General features: G+C 57.9%; 15 protein-coding genes and 2 pseudogenes. 11 read left to right on the top strand and 6 right to left on the bottom strand.

Features of this window, described 5'->3' with window-relative positions; genetic code table 11:
• Positions 1–22: 22 nt before the first annotated feature.
• The 3 genes from RBB80_RS15615 to RBB80_RS15605 are packed head-to-tail and all read right to left on the bottom strand — an operon-like array spanning position 23 to position 2,878.
• A complete protein-coding gene (locus tag RBB80_RS15615) occupies positions 23–694 on the bottom strand; it encodes a LutC/YkgG family protein (protein WP_433969235.1) in 672 nt (223 codons plus the stop codon).
• Positions 684–2,141, bottom strand: coding sequence for a LutB/LldF family L-lactate oxidation iron-sulfur protein (locus RBB80_RS15610; RefSeq protein WP_433969234.1), 1,458 nt, complete (start codon positions 2,139–2,141; stop codon positions 684–686). Before RBB80_RS15610 ends, RBB80_RS15615 begins: the two co-directional genes overlap by 11 nt.
• Complete coding sequence (locus RBB80_RS15605) at positions 2,138–2,878, bottom strand: (Fe-S)-binding protein (protein WP_433969697.1); 741 nt, start codon at positions 2,876–2,878, stop codon at positions 2,138–2,140. Before RBB80_RS15605 ends, RBB80_RS15610 begins: the two co-directional genes overlap by 4 nt.
• 132 nt (positions 2,879–3,010) lie before the next feature.
• Here RBB80_RS15605 and RBB80_RS15600 point away from each other — a divergent pair, with 132 nt between their 5' ends.
• The 10 genes and pseudogenes from RBB80_RS15600 (at position 3,011) to RBB80_RS15555 (ending at position 14,035) form a co-directional block, all read left to right on the top strand.
• Positions 3,011–4,192, top strand: a complete 1,182-nt coding sequence (locus tag RBB80_RS15600; RefSeq protein ID WP_433969232.1) for an L-rhamnose/proton symporter RhaT — start codon at positions 3,011–3,013, stop codon at positions 4,190–4,192.
• Between the two features lie 158 nt (positions 4,193–4,350).
• A pseudogene (locus RBB80_RS15595) lies at positions 4,351–4,548 on the top strand (two-component regulator propeller domain-containing protein); the annotation flags it as partial.
• 54 nt (positions 4,549–4,602) lie between these two features.
• Positions 4,603–5,118 carry a two-component regulator propeller domain-containing protein gene (locus RBB80_RS15590; RefSeq protein WP_433969696.1) on the top strand — a complete coding sequence of 172 codons (516 nt, stop codon included), beginning with the start codon at positions 4,603–4,605 and terminating at the stop codon, positions 5,116–5,118.
• A pseudogene (locus tag RBB80_RS15585) lies at positions 5,106–5,183 on the top strand (two-component regulator propeller domain-containing protein); the annotation flags it as partial. The gene RBB80_RS15590 and the pseudogene RBB80_RS15585, both read left to right, overlap by 13 nt.
• Before the next feature lie 45 nt (positions 5,184–5,228).
• A complete protein-coding gene (locus tag RBB80_RS15580; protein WP_433969231.1) occupies positions 5,229–6,938 on the top strand; it encodes a ligand-binding sensor domain-containing protein in 1,710 nt (569 codons plus the stop codon).
• On the top strand, positions 6,842–7,267 hold the full coding sequence (locus tag RBB80_RS15575) for an ATP-binding protein (protein ID WP_433969694.1): 426 nt from the start codon (positions 6,842–6,844) through the stop codon (positions 7,265–7,267). The genes RBB80_RS15580 and RBB80_RS15575 overlap by 97 nt, the downstream gene beginning before the upstream one ends.
• The gene (locus tag RBB80_RS15570) at positions 7,264–7,896 is read left to right on the top strand and encodes a response regulator (RefSeq protein WP_433969229.1); all 633 of its coding nucleotides are present in this window, start codon (positions 7,264–7,266) and stop codon (positions 7,894–7,896) included. Before RBB80_RS15575 ends, RBB80_RS15570 begins: the two co-directional genes overlap by 4 nt.
• Positions 7,897–8,039: 143 nt before the next feature.
• On the top strand, positions 8,040–11,219 hold the full coding sequence (locus RBB80_RS15565) for an efflux RND transporter permease subunit (RefSeq protein ID WP_433969227.1): 3,180 nt from the start codon (positions 8,040–8,042) through the stop codon (positions 11,217–11,219).
• 7 nt (positions 11,220–11,226) lie between these two features.
• Entirely contained in the window at positions 11,227–12,411 is a 1,185-nt protein-coding gene (locus RBB80_RS15560) for an efflux RND transporter periplasmic adaptor subunit (RefSeq protein ID WP_433969225.1), read from the top strand.
• Positions 12,412–12,421: 10 nt separating this feature from the next.
• Positions 12,422–14,035, top strand: a complete 1,614-nt coding sequence (locus RBB80_RS15555) for an efflux transporter outer membrane subunit (RefSeq protein ID WP_433969224.1) — start codon at positions 12,422–12,424, stop codon at positions 14,033–14,035.
• Here RBB80_RS15555 and RBB80_RS15550 read toward each other — a convergent pair.
• Positions 13,984–14,625 (bottom strand): TetR/AcrR family transcriptional regulator C-terminal domain-containing protein, encoded by a 642-nt coding sequence (locus RBB80_RS15550; protein WP_433969222.1) that lies wholly within the window; start codon positions 14,623–14,625, stop codon positions 13,984–13,986. The two genes, RBB80_RS15555 and RBB80_RS15550, sit on opposite strands and share 52 nt — an antisense overlap.
• A 174-nt stretch (positions 14,626–14,799) precedes the next feature.
• On the opposite strand from RBB80_RS15550, the gene RBB80_RS15545 reads away from it, so the two are divergent.
• Positions 14,800–16,392 carry a DHA2 family efflux MFS transporter permease subunit gene (locus RBB80_RS15545; protein WP_433969221.1) on the top strand — a complete coding sequence of 531 codons (1,593 nt, stop codon included), beginning with the start codon at positions 14,800–14,802 and terminating at the stop codon, positions 16,390–16,392.
• A gap of 146 nt (positions 16,393–16,538) precedes the next feature.
• Here RBB80_RS15545 and RBB80_RS15540 read toward each other — a convergent pair whose 3' ends face one another.
• Both RBB80_RS15540 and RBB80_RS15535 read right to left on the bottom strand, forming a co-directional pair.
• Positions 16,539–17,333, bottom strand: coding sequence for an NAD(P)H-hydrate dehydratase (locus RBB80_RS15540; RefSeq protein WP_433969219.1), 795 nt, complete (start codon positions 17,331–17,333; stop codon positions 16,539–16,541).
• Positions 17,291–18,151, bottom strand: a complete 861-nt coding sequence (locus RBB80_RS15535) for an NAD(P)H-hydrate epimerase (protein WP_433969217.1) — start codon at positions 18,149–18,151, stop codon at positions 17,291–17,293. The genes RBB80_RS15540 and RBB80_RS15535 overlap by 43 nt, the downstream gene beginning before the upstream one ends.
• Positions 18,152–18,514 lie beyond the last annotated feature (363 nt).

Genomic DNA, 18,514 nt, shown 5'->3' with positions numbered 1-18,514 from the left:
GTCAAAAGATTTCTTTCACGCTTCAAACAATCAGGATCACATCCAGAAATCGCGGGCCATGCACCCCTTTGATCCGCGTCATCTCGATATCTGCCGTCGCAGACGGCCCCGAAACAAACGTAGTCGCCAGCCCCGCGGTCCGTTGTAGCAGCGCCATAGACTCCGGCACCGTCTCCACCACATCCTCCGCCCTCACAACACAGAGGTGATAGTCCGGTACCAGCGTCGCCGCTCGTCTTCCCTGCCCCGCCACACTCTGCAGCACGAACGTCCCCGTCTCCGCAATCGCCAGCGTCGCCCCCGTCATCACCCCATCGACACCATCCAGCTCCTCCGGGGACAATCCCTCATCCACCACAAACTCCACCTCACCTGCTGAGGCCGGCTGCCATGCAACAGGGAATCCCATCGGCACCACCACCCGCCGAACTCCGCGCTCAGCCAGAAGCTCAGCTACACTTTGCCCTACACCGTCACCCGCAACCCGAACCACTCGCGCGTCATAATCCCGCAGCCGATCCTCCAGCAATGCCAACACCTCCTCTCGCTCGCGCGTCCCCTTCCGTCGATACTTCCGCACAATCCGATCCCACCCAATCTTCGCCGCAGTTCCATCCGACGTTCCACCTATAGCCGCCCTTATCCGCCGCAACATCTCGTCCCGTGCCGAATTTGTAACCGTATCAGTCGCCATTGCCGCCCCGCCTCTCCCACCAGTCCCGAAACGTCTCCTTCGGCATCTCCCGCAGATCTCTAACCTGAGTCCAACCGCCCAGCAGCCCCGGCAGCCATCCAATCCATCCCTCGCCCTGTCCATCCCTATGCACCAGCGGCCTTTCAGCCACCCGCCCCAGCCGCTGAGCCGCCCTGAACCTCCGCTCGCTCCGAAAGATCATAGCCATCGCCTTCATCGCCCCGGCCTCTACGTCAAATAACCCCGCGACCCCAGCCGTATTCTGCTTCACCACCTTATTCCGCAGATGAATCAGTACTTCTGGAATATTGATCTTCACCGGACAAACCTCGTAACACGCTCCACACAACGAAGAAGCATAGGGCAGAGACTGCGCATGCTGCATCTCCTGCAACTGCGGCGTCAAAATCGCTCCAATAGGCCCCGCATACACGCTTCCATACGCATGCCCACCCGTCTGCCGATACACCGGGCAGGCATTCTGGCAGGCCCCGCAACGTATGCAGTTCAGCGTCTCTCGTCCCTCCTCATCCTCCAGAATCTCCGTCCGCGCGTTATCCATCAACACCACATGAAACGCCTTCGGGCCATCGGTAGCATCCACCCCAGTCCAGATCGAGTTATACGGATTCATCCGCTCTCCGGTAGCAGACCGAGGCAGCAGCTGCAGCATCACCTCCAGATCCTGAAATCGCGGCAACACCTTATCAATTCCAGCGATCGTAATCAGCGTCTCCGGCAGCGTCAGACACATCCGTCCGTTGCCCTCACTCTCCACGACGCAAACCCCACCGGTCTCAGCGATCAAAAAATTCGCGCCACTCACTGCTGTCCTGACTCGCAGAAACTTCTCCCGCAAAAACATTCGCGCCGCATCCGCCAGATCCTCCGGTCTCTCTCCCAGCTCCGGCAGATTCATCTCCCGCCGAAAGATCTCACGAATTTGCTGCCTGTTCTTGTGCAGTGCAGGCACAACAATATGCGAAGGCCGATCCTCCCCCAACTGAATGATCAACTCCGCAAGATCCGTCTCAAACGGATGAATACCCGCCCCCTCCAGCGCAGAGTTCAGCTGAATCTCCTCCGTCGTCATCGACTTAATCTTGATCACCTCATCCGACCCCGAGGCCTTCACCAACCCGACAACAATCCGTCGCGCCTCCTCAGCATCCCGAGCCCAGTGCACCACTCCGCCCGCGCGCCTACAGTTCGTCTCAAACTCCTCAAGATAAAAATCCAGATACTCCATCGTGTGCTGGCGAATCTGCCTGCCCGCCTCACGCAACTCCTGCCAATCAGGCATCTCGCCGACAACTCGAGCCCGCTTCGCCTGGATCACATCCGTAGCATGCCGCACATTCTTCCGCAGCTGCGTATCCCCCAGCATCGCCTTCGCCGCCATCGGAAACGTCGGCGCCGTCTTCGGATCCAGCCCAACTCCACTCATCGCCCCACCCCGTCTTCTCCTGCCAAAATCTCCGCCAGATGCACCGTCCTCACTCCCGTCCTCTGCCGATGTAACGCTCCCTGAATATGCATCAGGCACGAGTTATCGCAAGCCGTACAAGCCTCCGCCTTCGTCTTCAGGACCGCCGTCGTCTTCTCAGCCAGCATCGCGCTCGAAACATCAGCGTTCTTCACGGCAAACGTCCCACCGAATCCGCAGCACTGCTCCAGCCCCTGCAACTCCACAAGATCAATCCCACGCACCGCCTTCAACAGCCGCATAGGCCCGTCTCCCAGCAGCAGATTCCTCAGCCCGTGGCAACTCGCGTGATACGTCACTCGATGCGGATAGTAAGCCCCCACATCCTCCAGCCCCAGCCGCTTCGTCAGAAACTCCGAAAACTCAAACACCCTTGGCAGCAGCTCCTCAACCTCCGCAATCAACTCCCGCCGGCCGATCGCCAAAGCCATCTTCGGATAATGATCGCGCATCATCGCCACACACGAGGACGAAGGAACCACCACAGCCTCCGCCCCGCGAAACTGCGCAACAAACCGCTCCAGCAAAGGCATCGCCTCCGCCTGGTAGCCAGTGTTATAGTGCATCTGCCCGCAGCATGTTTGCCCTCGCGGAAACTCCACACTATGCCCCAGCCGCTCCAGGACCCTCACCACAGCCTTACCGGTGTCAGGAAACAGAGTGTCGTTATAACAGGTGATGAACAATGAAACTCGCAGACAAACCTCCAACGAAGCAGCGTTCCGGGAATAAGATTCAATAGAGAGTATATTTCCCTAACGCAACTCGCGTCAGGTACGATAGTACCCGCTAAACCCAGGCACCACCATCATTCACCACAACGAGGCCTCGTGGGACCCAATCCTTTCATCGGCGTCATCTATCACTGGATCGGCGGTTTCGCCTCCGCCACCAACTTCATCCCCTTCCGCGGCATCAAGCGCTGGTCGTGGGAGATCTACTGGCTCATCCAGGGCTTCGCCGCCTGGATCATCGCGCCAGTCGTCCTCGCCACCCTCCTCGTCCCCAACCTCTTCGGCATCCTCCACGCCGCGCCCACATCCAGCATCCAATACGCCATCTTCTGGGGAGTCCTTTGGGGAGCAGGCGGCCTCACCTTCGGCCTCGCCATCCGCTACCTCGGCATCGCGCTCGGATACGCCATCGCCCTCGGCCTCTGCACCGCCTTCGGCACCCTCATCCCGCCCATCTACGACGGCTCCATCCACACCATCCTCCACGAGACCTCCGGCCAGATCATCCTCGCCGGCGTGCTCCTCTGTCTCATCGCCGTAGCCGTCAACGGAGCCGCCGGCCTCTCCAAAGAGCGCGAAGTCACCCCAGAAGAAAAAGCCGAAGCCGGAGAGACCGACTACAACTTCGGCAAAGGTCTAGCCGTCGCCATCTTCGCCGGCGTCATGAGCTCCTTCTTCGCCTTCGGCCTAAAAGCCGGAGCCCCCATCGGAGCCCTCGCCAAGACCGAGCTCCTGGCCCACAACCGCCTCGACCTATGGCAAAACCTCCCCATCCTCATCGTCGTTCTCTGGGGAGGCTTCCTCACCAACTTCGTCTGGTCCGCCATCCTCATCCTCAAAAACGGATCCATCAAACAGTTCACCGGCGAACCCGGCCTCAACCCTATGCGAGCCTCCCACGCCACCGGCCAAACCCTGGTCGACTTCGACCCCCTCGACCCCTCCACCTACGACCACCTCGCCCCCAGGACCCTGGCCTTCAACTACCTCTTCGCATCTCTAGCCGGAGTCATCTGGTACTTCCAATTCTTCTTCTACTCCATGGGCCAAACCAAGATGGGCAAGTACGATTTCTCGAGCTGGACACTCCACATGGCCAGCATCATCATCTTCGCCACCCTCTGGGGGCTCTTCCTCAAGGAGTGGCGCGGCACCAGTCGCCGCACCAAAACCCTGGTAGCCGCAGGCCTATTCCTTCTCATCAGCTCCACCATCGTCGTAGGCTACGGCAACTACCTCAAAGCCAACGAGGCCCCCACCACCATCACCACACGTTAGCCGCCGCTACCTCATCCACTGCTGGACTCGATCATCCGGCGCCACCCCCAGTATGCCGTCGGTAGCACTACACCGGGGAACGCGCAGTTTCTTGAATTCCCATAACCGCCTCCGCATGCATGAGTCACACGGGCTGGGCGCATCGATAGAATGACTGCATGTCGGCGTGCCGTTCATTTCATGTATTCGTTTGTGTTTGCGCCTTCTTGTGCTCGATCGAATGCACTGCCGCCGGACTAGCTTCCAAACAAGGAATTAGCCAGTATTCTCTGACTCAATGGGGACATCGCGATGGCCTTCCCTCCACAGCTATCTATGCCATCGCGCAGACCCCGGACGGTTTTCTCTGGTTAGGCACAGCGGATGGTCTCATTCGTTTTGACGGCATCCGTTTTTTCCAGGTCCCGCTTTTGGGCAAGGGAGACACAGCCTTCGGTAAGGTGAAAGCGCTTACAGCAAGCGCAGATGGTGCGTTGTGGGTCGGTACGGAGAGCGGGATGCTTGTCCGGATCGATGGCCCAGCGATGAAGAGCCTGACACTCAACCTGCCTATCTCGTCGATCCGGGAGCGCGCCGATTCCCTGATCGATGTAGAGGCTTCGAATCAGGTCTTTCGTGTCTCACCCGCGACCATGCAGATTACGACAACATGTCAGGTAGGGTCGGCTTCGGCTTCCGATTCAGATCTCCATCCACCTCAGTCGATGTCACTGGGAAAAGTCGACTCAGCGGAATGCGGTATCCAGTCCGCCCACAACGTTGCACCGTCCATCCTCGCCACCGCGCATCTCACCTCCAATCAGATTCGCAGCGTCATGCCCGATAACGATGGCAACCTGTGGTTGGCAACCCGAGAGAGCGGGGTCATCCGCGTTAGTACCGCCGCGGGGAGGCTCGCGCTGAAAAAGAACAGATCTCCGTCGTAGATGGCCTGTCGAGTGATTCCGTATGGACCCTCTTTGAAGACCGCGAACACAATCTCTGGATCGGAACGCAGAACGGCCTCAATCGGCTTCGCTACGACAAGTTCGCCACCATGACGCGCCGCTCAGGCCTTCTGAGCGACAACATAACCTCGCTGGCGGTAGTCGGAAACGAGGTCTTTGCCGGATCAGCAGTCGGCCTCAACGAGATAACAGCTACAGGTGCGAAGAGCCTTCTGCGCGAAAGCGTTCTCTCTCTTACGGGGGGCGTCGACGGCACCCTGTTCGCAGGCACGCCCCACGGGCTAAGCATAGTAAAGGATGGCCGCAGTCACGTCGTCCAGTCCGGCGTTCAGGCCACACAGATCACATCCATAGCGCAATCTTCCACGGGCGAGCTCTGGTTCTACGACCAACACGGTGGTCTCTTTCGCTGGGAGCCGGGGCATGTTGCCAACGCAGTCACCGTGCCTGCGATCCAAAACAAGGCCGTTTCGGTCATCACGGCAGGCGCGCGCGGAGAAGTGTGGTTCGGCCTTAGTACCGGCGAGATCGTCCTCTATGACGGTGTCACCTTCCACCAGTTCACCGCTGCGGATCACCTGCCGGGTGGCTCGCCCCACGCCATCTCTGCCGTCAGCGACGGCAGTGCCTGGATCGCTTCAGAACGCGGCCTCACGCGCTACAGCGGAGGAAGATTTACCTCTTGGTCCAGAAAGAACGGGCTGCCTGGCAGCCGCGTTCTGTGGGCAGTGCCAGGCCCAGGCGGCCGGCTTTGGCTCGGCTACAACATCGGTGTCGCCTCGGTGACTATCAGTGATCTTTTGCATGCTGCAACCGATCCAAAGTTTCTTGTACCGTATGATTTTTACGACGACGGGGATGGCCTTCACAACAACCCAGACCTGCACGGCAGCACTCCCGTTGCGGTTCTACCCGATGGCCGCATCTGGCTCACGGCATCGGAAGGCCTCGCCACCATTGACCCCGCGCACATCCGCAAGAACCCCGTCCCTCCGCCCGTGCATATTGTCCAGGTCACTGTGGACGATGCGAACGTGGAGGTCGCAAGAGCCATCACCCTGCCCCCGCTGACCAGCCGCATCGAGATCAACTACACTGGCCTGAGCTTCACCGACCCCCGCAAGATCACGTTTCGCTATCGGCTTCTGGGTTTTGATTCTGAGTGGCATGCGGTCTCCACACGGCGCTTTGCGACTTACACGAATCTCCCTCCAGGTAAGTACAGTTTTGAAGTGCTGGCGGCAAACGACGATGGAGTCTGGAGTACGGAGCCCGCAGTACTGGCCTTCACCCTCTTACCTGCCTTCTATCAGACGAAATGGTTCATCGCGCTATGCCTCTTGGCGCTCCTGCTTGCTATCCTCCTCCTGGTTCGGTTTAGGATTCGGTCCGTAGCCGATGGGCTTCGGCGGCGTTTCGAAGAGCGGCTGGACGAACGCGCACGCATGGCCCAGGATCTGCACGACAATCTGCTGCAGGATGTCATGGGAATCAGCCTGCAACTTGAGATCGCGGATGAACTCACTCCCCGGGAGCAGCGGGCAAGCCAATACTCGGTCGAGCCCTTCAGCTCTCTGAATCGGCCTTGGCGCAAGGACGTGGCGCACTCACAACTCTGCGAGCAACCACCGTCTCGAAGCAGGACGTGCTCCAGACACTCAAACTTGCCGCGACGCATTTCCCGGAAGACCGACACCAAGCGATCCACTACATCACCGAGGGAACAGAACTCCCTCTCCGGGCCGGCGTCGGCGATGAGATCATCCAGATTGCGTGCGAGGCCCTGCGAAATGCTCTGAAGCATACGCGTGGCGGCGTTGATGTGCGACTGAGCTATACCCCCAACGTCTTCACTCTCCATGTCGATGATGTAGGGCCGGGCATCAGCCAGCCGATCCTCGAATCGGGTCTGCCCGGACACTTCGGCCTTATGGGCATGCAGGAGCGTGCCTCCAGGATTGCGGCTACCCTTACCATCGAATCAAAGCGCGAAAATGGCACCCGGATCCTGCTCACCGTTCCTGGACACATGGCGTATCCCGACCACAAAGCGAGTCCGAGCATCTGGGGCAGACTGCGCGCACGTTGGTCGAACACACGCGTCAATCATAAAATTGACCAGAGATGACAAAAACTCCACGAATCCGAATCCTCTGCATAGACGATCATCCAATCGTCCGCGACGGGCTGATCAGCATCGTAACACTGCAGCCCGACATGGAGATCGTCGGCGCGGCTGGTTCCGGTGCAGAGGGCCTCAGCATGTTTCGAGACCTCAAGCCGGACATAACCCTCGTCGATCTTCGTCTTCGTGATACCACTGGATTCGACCTCATTCGAAACATCCTGAAACTCTCTCCCTCTGCTCGCGCCATTGTGCTCACCTCGTTTGAAGGTGACGTGGACATTGAGCGCGCTCTCGCCGCAGGCGCAAAAGGCTATGTGGTCAAGGGCATGGTCCGCGAGGAACTCCTTCAAGCGATCAGGGCCGTTCATGCCGGCAAGCAGCACGTCCCCTCCACCATTGCCGCGAAGCTGGTCGATCACCTCGCCTCAGAGAAACTCACCCAGCGAGAGTTGGATGTGCTGAAGGAAATCGCCCGCGGTAAACGAAACAAGGAGATCGGCGCAACGCTCTCCATCGCGGAAGACACAGTCAAGATGCACGTCAAGAGCATTCTGATGAAGCTGGGCGTGAACGACCGCACCGAGGCGGTTACGAGCGCTCTGCGCCGCGGCATCATCCACCTGCACTAGCCCCCGATACACCCGAAAGAGTTACCTTTTCTACGCCTAGTTTGGCGTATCGACGGCACACCATGAATCCATAGAGTGGTTCTCAAGCAGATTGTGGTTCGCAACTATCGGCGCACCCCTCAGCTGCTTCTTAGAGGACTGCCATGTGGATCGTTAGACTCGCACTCAACCGGCCGTACACCTTCGTAGTACTCGCGCTCCTGCTGTTTCTCGCAGGGCCCGTGATGTTGATGCGCACGCCCGTCGACATCTTTCCCGAGATCAACATACCAGTGGTCAGCGTCATCTGGACGTTTACAGGTCTCGTGCCTTCCGAAATGGAGTCCCGAATTACCTCCATCTACGAACGTGCTCTTACAACGACCGTTGGCAACATCGACCATATCGAGTCGCAATCTCTGAACGGTGTCGCCGTCATCAAAGTGTTTCTCCAACCGCAGGCGAACGTCGATGGAACCATCGCCGAGGTGAATGCGGAGGCAGAGGCAACACTCAAACAACTTCCAGCCGGAATTACCCCACCTCTTGTCATTCGTTACAGCGCATCCACGGTACCGATTCTTCAACTCGGTCTCAGTGGACGAGGACTTTCAGAACAGCAGCTCAACGACTTCGGGACGAACTTTATCCGACCTCAACTGTCCACCATTCCAGGCGCTGCGGTTCCGCTTCCCTATGGCGGCAAGGTTCGCCAGATCATGGTGGATATCGACTCGTCCCAGTTGCAATCCAAAGGGCTCTCCCCTATGGACGTCGTCAACGCGATCAATGACCAGAACGTCATCCTGCCCTCAGGAACAGCGAAGATCGACAAGACCGAATACAACGTCGGTCTCAACGGTACTCCGGTCACAGTTCAAGAGCTCAATAACCTGCCCGTGAAGACGGTGAATAGCGGCACCATATTTATGCGCGACGTCGCGCATGTGCGAGACGGCTTCGCCGTGCAGCAGAACATCGTACGCCAGGACGGACAGCGTGGAGCTCTGCTCACGATCGAGAAAACAGGCAACGCCTCCACACTGGCCATTGTCGCCGGGATTCGCGCAGCTCTACCCCGCATCGCATCCACACTGCCACCCGAGTTGCAGATGCATCCGCTCTCGGATCAATCGGTGTTCGTGCGTGCCTCCCTGAATGGCGTCGTGCGTGAAGGAATCATCGCCGCTTCACTCACGTCGATCATGATCCTGGTGTTTCTCGGAAGCTGGAGAAGCACTCTGATCATCTGCATCTCCATTCCACTCTCGATCCTTACGTCGCTGCTATTGCTGAGTGCCTTGGGCGAAAGCATCAACATTATGACGCTGGGTGGGCTGGCGTTGGCAGTCGGCGTTTTGGTCGACGACGCGACCGTAGAGATCGAGAACATGCAGCGAAACGTCGCCATGGGCAAGGATCTCCGACAAGCCATCCTCGATGGCGCCCAGGAGATCGCAGTTCCTGCGTTTGTCTCCACCGTCTGCATCAGCATCGTCTTCGTCCCCATGTTCTTCCTCTCCGGCGTGGCGCGTTACCTCTTCGTGCCGCTTGCCGAGGCGGTGGTCTTCGCTTTATTCGCCTCCTACTTCTTCTCGCGCACCATCATTCCCACGCTCGTCATGTTTCTTTTGCCTAAGGAACTCGAACAGCATCGGCACCCTATTACAGGCGAGCGAACCAGCCGGTTTGCGCGCATCCATCAACGCTTCGAACATGCGTTTGAGGCCTTCACGGTCCGATACACCGGCTTACTGCAGCAGTGCCTCGATCACCGCAGAATCTTTCTCAGTCTCTTCCTGGTCTTCTGCCTATCCAGTCTGGCGTTGATACCTTTTCTCGGTCAGGACTTCTTTCCCGCTGTCGATGCCGGACAATTTCGCCTGCACCTTCGTGCCAAAACCGGCACACGCATTGAGGAGACGGCTCGGCTGGTGGACGAGGTGGATCGCTACATCCGGACTCAGATACCTGCGAATGAAGTCGGTGGAATTCTCGACAATATAGGCCTCCCAACCAGCGGCATCAATCTCTCCTACAGCAATAGCGGAACCATCGGAAATGCGGACGCGGAGATCCTCGGCTCCCTCCAGCCAAATCATCACCCTACCGCTGACTACGTCGCACGTCTCAGAGAGGAACTTCCCAAGCGCTTTCCAGGGACGTCATTCTTCTTCGAACCTGCTGACATCGTCGCGCAGACGTTGAACTTTGGCATACCCGCTCCCCTCGACATTCAAATCGTCGGACGCGACGTAAACGCCAACTTCGCCATCGCGTCGCAGATCGCCGAGCAGATGCGTGCCGTGCCAGGCGCAGTGGACGTCCATATTCAACAACTGCTGGATCAACCAAGGTTGCAATTCGATGTGGACCGCGTACGTATCCAGCAGCTCGGACTCACCGAGCGGGATGTTGCCAGCAACGTCCTCGTATCCCTGAGTTCAAGCTTTCAAACGCAGCCTAATTTCTGGCTCAATACCGCGAATGGTGTCTCCTACAATATTGCCGTCCAGACGCCCCAATACAGGATCAACTCTCTCGACGCCCTGCGCACGATCCCGGTGAATTCGCCGACGGTAAACTCGCCGCAGCTCTTCGAGAATCTGGCCGGCATGACCCGCAAGAGCGAACCGGCGGTCGCGAGCCACTATGACGTTCAGCCCGTCATCGATATCTATGCGAGCACACAGGGACGTGACCTTGGTGGCGTCGCAAAGGATGTACAGCGAATTACCACGGAGGCCGAAAAGCACCTGCCCAGAGGCAGTCACCTCGTCACCCGCGGGCAGGTGGCCACCATGCACTCGTCGTTCGTCGGCCTCTTCGCCGGCCTCGCCTTCGCCATCGCATTGGTCTACTTCCTCTTGGTCGTCAACTTCCAATCGTGGTCAGAGGCCTTCATCATCATCACCGCATTGCCCGGGGCGCTGGCCGGAATCTGTTGGGTGCTCTTCCTCACCCATACTTCTCTCAGTGTTCCTGCCTTGATGGGAACCATCATGAGCATCGGTGTCGCGACCTCGAACAGCGTGCTCATCATCACCTTCGCGAACGAACACTTCGCTGAGAACCGGGATTCCTTTCGCGCTGCGCTTGAGGCAGGTGCCACGCGTCTGCGTCCAGTCCTGATGACGGCGATGGCCATGATCATCGGCATGATTCCCATGGCCATCGGTCTCGGCGACGGGGGAGAGCAGAACGCTCCTTTAGGCCGTGCGGTGATCGGCGGACTCCTCTTCGCTACCGTCGCTACGCTCTTCTTCGTTCCAATCGTCTTCGCCGTCCTCCGGCAAAACACCAAATCAAGCTTGCCTGTCTCCCAGGTAAGTCATGAGGCATGAGGGAACTATGACAAATCAAACGCAGGCCACATCACCATCCAGAACTCAAACCAGCCGAGGTGGAATCAAGTGGTTCCTCCTCATCCCGATCGTCCTCTGCATCTTCGGGGCGGTTACCTTACTCCTGCGCGCTCAGGATGCCAAAAAGCTGACCGCAGGTACAAACGCACTTGATACCGAACCGGTAACTCTCACTCACGCGCAACAAGGTGCGCCCGACAGTGAGATCAGCTTGCCTTCTACGCTTCAGGGATACTCCGATTCGCCCGTCTACGCTCGCACCAGCGGTTACGTCGCCCACTGGTATGCGGATATCGGAACCCATGTTCACCAGGGCGAACTTCTGGCTCAAATCGAATCGCCCGAGGTCGATCAGGAGTTGAACCAGGCTCGAGCGGCCCTCAGCCAGACCCAGGCAAACCTCGTACTGGCTGGCATCACCGCCAAGCGGTATCAGGAACTGATCCCCACAAACGCCGTCGCTCAACAGGAAGTCGATCAGAACAATCAAAATCTCGATGCTCAGAAGGCCGGCGTTCAGGCAGCGCACGCCAATGTCAATCGCCTGGAACAACTGCAGGGCTTCGAGAAAGTTGTTGCCCCGTTCGACGGCGTCATCACCCAGCGCCGCACAGACATCGGCGACCTGATCAATGCCGGCAATAGCGGCATGGGTGCTGAGCTCTTCCGCATCTCCAAGATCAACATCGTGCGTGTCTTTGTGCCTGTCCCGGAGAGCTATAGCGACCAGATCTCGGACGGCCTGAAAGCGACTCTCGAGCTGATAGCCTTGCCAGGCCAGCAGTTTGAAGGAACCGTCACCAGGAGCAGTCACTCCATCGCTTTGGACTCTCACACACTGCTCACCGAGATCGACGTGCCCAATCCCTCCGGCAAGCTGCTGCCAGGCGCCTACGCAGAGGTGCACATCCACCTGAGTGCGCCCGTGAAGCACTTGGTTGTGCCGGTGGGAGCCATCCTCTTTCAGTCCGCAGGACCGCAGATCGCTGTCGTCGACGGGACCAATCAGATTCAGTTGCGCAAGGTCGCTCTGGGACGCGACTTCGGCAATACGATCGAAGTCACCAATGGCATTACCGAGAGCGACCAAATCGTTGCCAGCCCACCCGATTACCTGGTGAACGGAATGCACGTCACAATCCAACCTGCCCCTGGCGGCGAGAAAAGCTAAAGGGGGAACCATGGGAAAACTAAGACAACGGCACATGGACGTCAGACGCTTATCGTCACTCACATTCACAGCCGCGCTCACCGTAATGATCTCCGGATGTATGGTTGGGCCTAACTATCACCCGCCATCCGCACCGGTTCCACCAGCATTCAATGCTAACGATGGAATATCCTCTGCAGCCGTTCCGCCGTCTGACATCTCCTATAGCGATTGGTGGAAGGTCTTCCACGACCCGGTGCTCGACGACTTCGAGATCCAGGGCGACTCCGCAAATCGAGACATAAAAATTGCCATCGCTCATGTAGATGAAGCTACCGCACTCACCAGTTCCGCGCGTTCTTATTTGCTTCCGACTGTAGGCGCTGCGCCTGGAGTCTCTCGTACACGCGAGGCGCAGAATCGTCCGAATAACGGAAATACCAACGGTCATGCCGCAACTTATAACGATATTGTGCTGCCTTTGGTTGCAAGTTATGAAGTCGACGCATGGGGACGCCTGAGGCGATCGCTTCAGGCCGCGCGTGCGACACAACAGGCATCGGAGGCCGATCTGAGATTTGTTCGTCTGGAAACCGAGACGACCATAGCCACCGATTACTACAATCTTCGCGAGAGTGATCAGGAACTCCGGATTCTCGATCGGACACTGGCTGACCTTCAGCAAGGATTCGATCTCACCACAAGCCGCTTTCAACATGGTCTGAGCAGTGACCTGGAGGTGGCGCAGGCAAAGACGCTTCTCGATCAGACAGCCGCACAGAAGCAGGCGCTCGAGATTCAGCGCGCGCAGCTGGAACATGCGCTTGCCGTCTTGCTGGGGCGCACCGTGGAGAGCCTGTCCGTTCCGATCTTGCCAGACAACCCTATACCCCCAGCGATTCCTGTTGGCTTACCGGCCGATCTTCTGACGAGAAGACCCGACATCGCGGAATCGGATCGGAATGTTGCTGCTGCGACTGCCCGCATAGGCGTTGCAAAGGCGGCATACTTTCCCCAGATCTCGCTCACAGGTCTTCTTGGCTACGAAAGCACTAACGCCGTCAGTCTGCTGAATTGGCAAAACACAATTGCGTCTCTCGCCGCCTCGGCAACGGCTCCTATATTTACGGGAGGGAGGCTGCGTGCCGGAGTCGATCAAGCACAGGCAGCCTATCGCGAGTCACTCGCCCAATATGAGAAAACAGTCCTTGTCTCTTATCAGGAGGTCGAGGACCAGCTATCGGCGCTCCAGTACCTCTCTAACCAGTCCCAATCGCAAGCCCTGGCAGTAGCCGATTCCGAGCGCACAGAACAAATTGCGATACAACGCTACAAGGCCGGACTCGTCAGCTATCTCGACGTCGTCTTTGCGCAGCAGAGCGTTTTGTCGAATGAGCGAACTTCGTCCCAGATTGCCGGGCAGCGAATGACTGCTTCCGTGGTCCTCATCAAGTCTCTTGGTGGAGGATGGACCGGATCCAAAGCACCTAACGGTGCACCAAGGAGAGAATCCAGGCTCGGCAGTGATCGTCAGAATTTGGTTGGCCAGTGTTCTTCTTTCCCGGGACACATCGGAGTTTTCATGCCTGCTCTTTACTTTCTCGATCGCGCCCGAGAGTCCCTTACCAGAGTGGGAGTTCCATAGGCTCGCAGAAAAACCTTCAGAACACCGGTGATATGCTCCTGCTGTTTGTCTCTGGTTCGGGTTGCGGTCTGGAGGCCCAGAATACTCCAACGGACAGCTCCGCCAGAGAGCAGACTTATCAAATGTTCTGCCATGGTCCAAGGATCCTCTCTCACCAGATATCCCAGCTTGATCTGCTCCTGAAGATAGCCTGCCAGGAACATCTGCCCTCGCTTCGGACCCAGTTCATAGAAGCGCTGTCCCAACTCCGGGAAGCGTACGGATTCCATCGAAATGATCCGCAGCAGGGTGATCTGGTCGTCTGACACAGCGAACCGGAGAAACCGGATGCCATATTCTTTCAACGCGACATCGATCGGCGATTCGGCAGGAAGAGAAGCTGTTACTTCTCCCAGCACAATGTCCATGCGGCGTTCCATCACAGCGATAAAGAGCCTCTCTTTCGTTGGAAAACGAGAGTAAAAGGTCGTCTTTGAAGAGTTCGAGAGTCTGGCGATTTCGTTCATGCTGGCGCCGGCGAAGCCGTTCTCGAGAAAGACCTGCGACGCAATGTCCAGGAGTTCTGCAACACGGCTCTCCTCAAGACGCAAATCGGATCGGGATCTTAGGGGCGGTACTTTCCTGTTCACTGAATTCTTTGCCACTTTCTTCGTCCTGCTTCCAGTTTAGTTTTTCCTGAATCCTTATTGTCGGAAGGCGCTCCAATAGATTGTACGATACCATACGGTATCGTACAAATATTGCCCGCTCGGAAAATTTCGAATATGAACGCAACAACAGGCTACAAGCCAAAACATAACCCCTGGATCGTCGCCGTAACCGTGACCCTGGCCACCATCATGGAAGTCCTGGATACGTCCATCGCCAATGTGGCCTTGCCTCATATCGCCGGATCCCTCGGAGCATCTCAGGACGAGTCAACCTGGGTCATTACTTCCTATCTTGTGGCCAATGCAGTCGTGCTTCCGGTCGGGGCCTACCTGGGCACCATCATCGGGCGCAAACGCTTCTACATGACCTGCGTTACCATCTTCGGCATTAGCTCGTTCCTCTGCGGACTGGCTCCATCGCTTCCTCTCCTACTGTTCTTCCGAGTAATCCAGGGTCTGGGTGGCGGTGGTTTGCAGCCATCGGAGCAGTCGATCCTTGCCGACACGTTTCCCCCAGAGAAACGTGGGCAAGCCTTCGCAGTCTACGGACTCGCCGTCATCACAGCACCCATCGTCGGTCCGACCCTCGGAGGTTGGATTACCGACAACTATGACTGGCGTTGGATCTTCTTCATCAATATCCCCATTGCCATCTTGTCTCTCTTTCTCACCCATCGCCTCGTCGAAGATCCTCCCGCGATCAAAGAAGAGGTAAAGGCAGCGCGCCGGGGAGGATTCAAGCTCGACTACACAGGCTTCGGTTTGATCGCACTGACATTCGGCTCGTTAGAGGTAGTGCTCGACAAAGGCCAGCAGGACGATTGGTTCTCATCGCATTTCATCGTCTCGTTCCTCGCGGTTACTGTAATCGGCCTCGCCTGCCTCGTGATCTGGGAGCTTCGACAGGAACGAGTTGGGAGCAAGCCGATTCTCGATCTCCGACTCTTTGCCCGAAGAAATTTCTCCGTCTCATTCCTGATGATGTTCGTGCTTGGCTTTACTCTCTACGCAACTACCGTGCTCCTGCCGCAACTGCTCCAATCGTTGATGGGTTACACCGCCGAGAGCGCTGGAATGGCCATGTCTTCGGGAGGTCTGGCGACGATCATCTGCATGCCCATCGTCGGCATTCTGATCTCGCGCGTCGACGGCCGCTACCTGATCATTTTTGGATTCGCCAGCATCGCTGTTGCGCTCTACCACATGACCAGTCTCAATCTGCAGATGAGCTTTCGCTACGCCGCCGTTCTGCGTTTCTATCAATCCATCGGATTGGCGTTTCTCTTCGTGCCCATCAATTCAATGATCTATCTGGGAATAGATCCTCGTAAGAACAACGATGTCTCCGGCCTATCGAATCTTGCGCGTAATATCGGCGGCTCAGCCGGAACATCATTCTTCACCACCGTCCTCGCTCGCCATCAGCAGGCCCACCAGGCATACCTGGTTCAGAATGTCGTCGGCAGCAGCCAGCAATGGATGAGCTCCGTACACGCGCTCACGTCCAGCCTGCAACGTAGTACCGCCGCGCTCTCCGATGCGCAGAAAGGTGCCTACCTGAGCATCTATCAAAGCCTGCAGGCACAAGCAAGCGTGCTCTCCTATATTGATGTTCTTACTATGTTGGCCGTATTCTGCGCTTGCATGGTCCCAATGGCACTCCTCATGCAAAAACCTCCAAAAGGAATGCAGGCGTCCGCTCACTAGTTCTACAGATGTCAGCAATGCTGCACCGGGGGAACGACAGTATCGCTTAGCTGGCAGCACACGGGCTGTCGATAGAGACGCACCTCGCGTGTTGCGCCCGAATAGACTCTGATCAACTCAACCTGAAACCGCATCCACTTCTAGCTCTATCCACGCAACCCGCATATCCAAACCAACCCATCCTCATCCGTCGCTCGATATCGAAACGCATCCGACAGATGTGTAACCGTATCGGTTGCAAGTACAGTATGCTCATCCATCGCATGCGCTGCAAAGTCCGCAGCCAGGCCGTGCAGGTACACCGCTGTCTCCACCGCGCGAGCCACATCATTCGGAAACTGAGCCAGCATTGCTGCCACAATTCCCGTCAGAATATCCCCGCTCCCACCCTTCGCCATCGCCGGATTCCCACTCGTATTCACGGCAATCGAACCATCCGGATGCGCGATAAGCGTTCGCCACCCCTTCAGCACCAGGGTCAGCTTATGCTTCGTCGCAAACCTCCGCGCCAACCCCACGCGATCCGCCTCCACCTCTTTCACCGTCATCCCCGCCAGCCGTGCCATCTCCCCGGGATGCGGGGTCAGCACCATCACCCGTCCTTCACCATTCAGCAAATCCGTCTTTCCCTCGAAAGCATTCAGCGCATCCGCGTCGATCACCACCGGCACGGTAGTCTTCTCCACGATCTGCCGCGCAAACGCAGGCGCATCCCCCTCGGTCGAAAGCCCTGGACCCACTGCCACAACCGAAATCCTCTTCACCAACGCATCCAGCTTCGCCCCATCCAGATTCTTGAACGAAACCGCGCCCTTGGTTCCCTCCGCCAGCGGCACCATCATCAACTCCGGCGCAATCCGAGCCACAGAATCCAGAATGCTCTTCGGAACCGAAGCCGTCACCAGTCCGGCCCCAGCCCGCAAACACGCCAACGACGCCATCGCCGGCGCCCCTGCCTTCCCGTAACTTCCCCCACCACTAACACGTGCCCGAACTTGCCTTTATTCGAGGTCACGTCCCGCGGCCTTTCCGCCAGCGCCTTCGAGGCACCCGCCCACGTGAGCCCGCTGGCCGACACCACACCATCCCCCGGCGACCCGATCCCCGCAACCACCACCGGTCCAAACGTCCCGCCGTTCTTCTCACTGCGCGTCAGATGTCCAAACACATGCGCTATCTTCGGAGCCGTAAACGTCACCACAGCGTCGGCCCGAAATGACCCTTCAGCCGTCTGCTCCATCGAATTCGCATCCCATCCCGAAGGCAGATCCACCGCCACCACCGGCGTCTCCAGCTTCTCCACCATCTCCCGTAACAACACCGCAAGCCCACGCAGCGGCGGCTTGAATCCCGTCCCCACCAACGCATCCAGCAACAACTCCGCCTCCCCCACAGCACTTGCGCAAGCCGTCAGTCCAGCCTCATCCCCCACCTCATCCACCTCAACGGACGAAAACTCCTCCCTCAGCCGTTTCAGCGCCGCCGCGGCCTCTCCCTTCACCTCATCCATCCGCCCCAGCAACACCACCCGCACCAATCGCCCCGCCTGCGCCAGCACCCGCGCCGCAACAAAACCATCCCCGCCGTTATTGCCCTTCCCACACAACACCACCACCCGCATCGCCACCGGATACTGCCGCAGACAGAACTGAGCCACCGCCTCGCCCGCCGCCTCCATCAGCTTATCCAGGGACACACCAAACTCCTCCGCAGTCCACCGATCCACCGCCTGCATCTCTGTCGCCGTAAGAATTTTCATCTTTCCCTTCTACGCGATTCCCCCGCCGAAGCCAAGGCGACGACCACCGAACCTTCACCGGCCCAAATAGAAAGTCCATCCCACCCCGCCCGCAAAGAAGAGTCCGTGGCGACCGACCAGTCTCCATCCGACCGCCGCCCGGTGGATAGCCGCTCCGCAACCACCCGGCCGCAAGGCCGCGCCGCGAACCTGGAGCGTCGACAAACCACAGCCCATCCCCCGCCACAAAGCAAAACACAACGAAGGTTCAACCTCACTACGAGGCCGAACCAGTTGGAATTCAAATCGCGGGAAGGATGAAAGCAAATTAATTCAGAAAAGTGGCACTTTTTTAGCAACTCAAAAAGACGCCGCCAATCCCCA

This window comes from Tunturiibacter gelidiferens, assembly GCF_051013345.1.
In the GTDB taxonomy this organism is placed as follows: Bacteria; Acidobacteriota; Terriglobia; order Terriglobales; family Acidobacteriaceae; genus Edaphobacter; species Edaphobacter gelidiferens_A.
The sequence above is the reverse complement of the archived record's forward strand: the minus strand, read 5'-3'. Positions and strand labels throughout refer to the sequence as shown.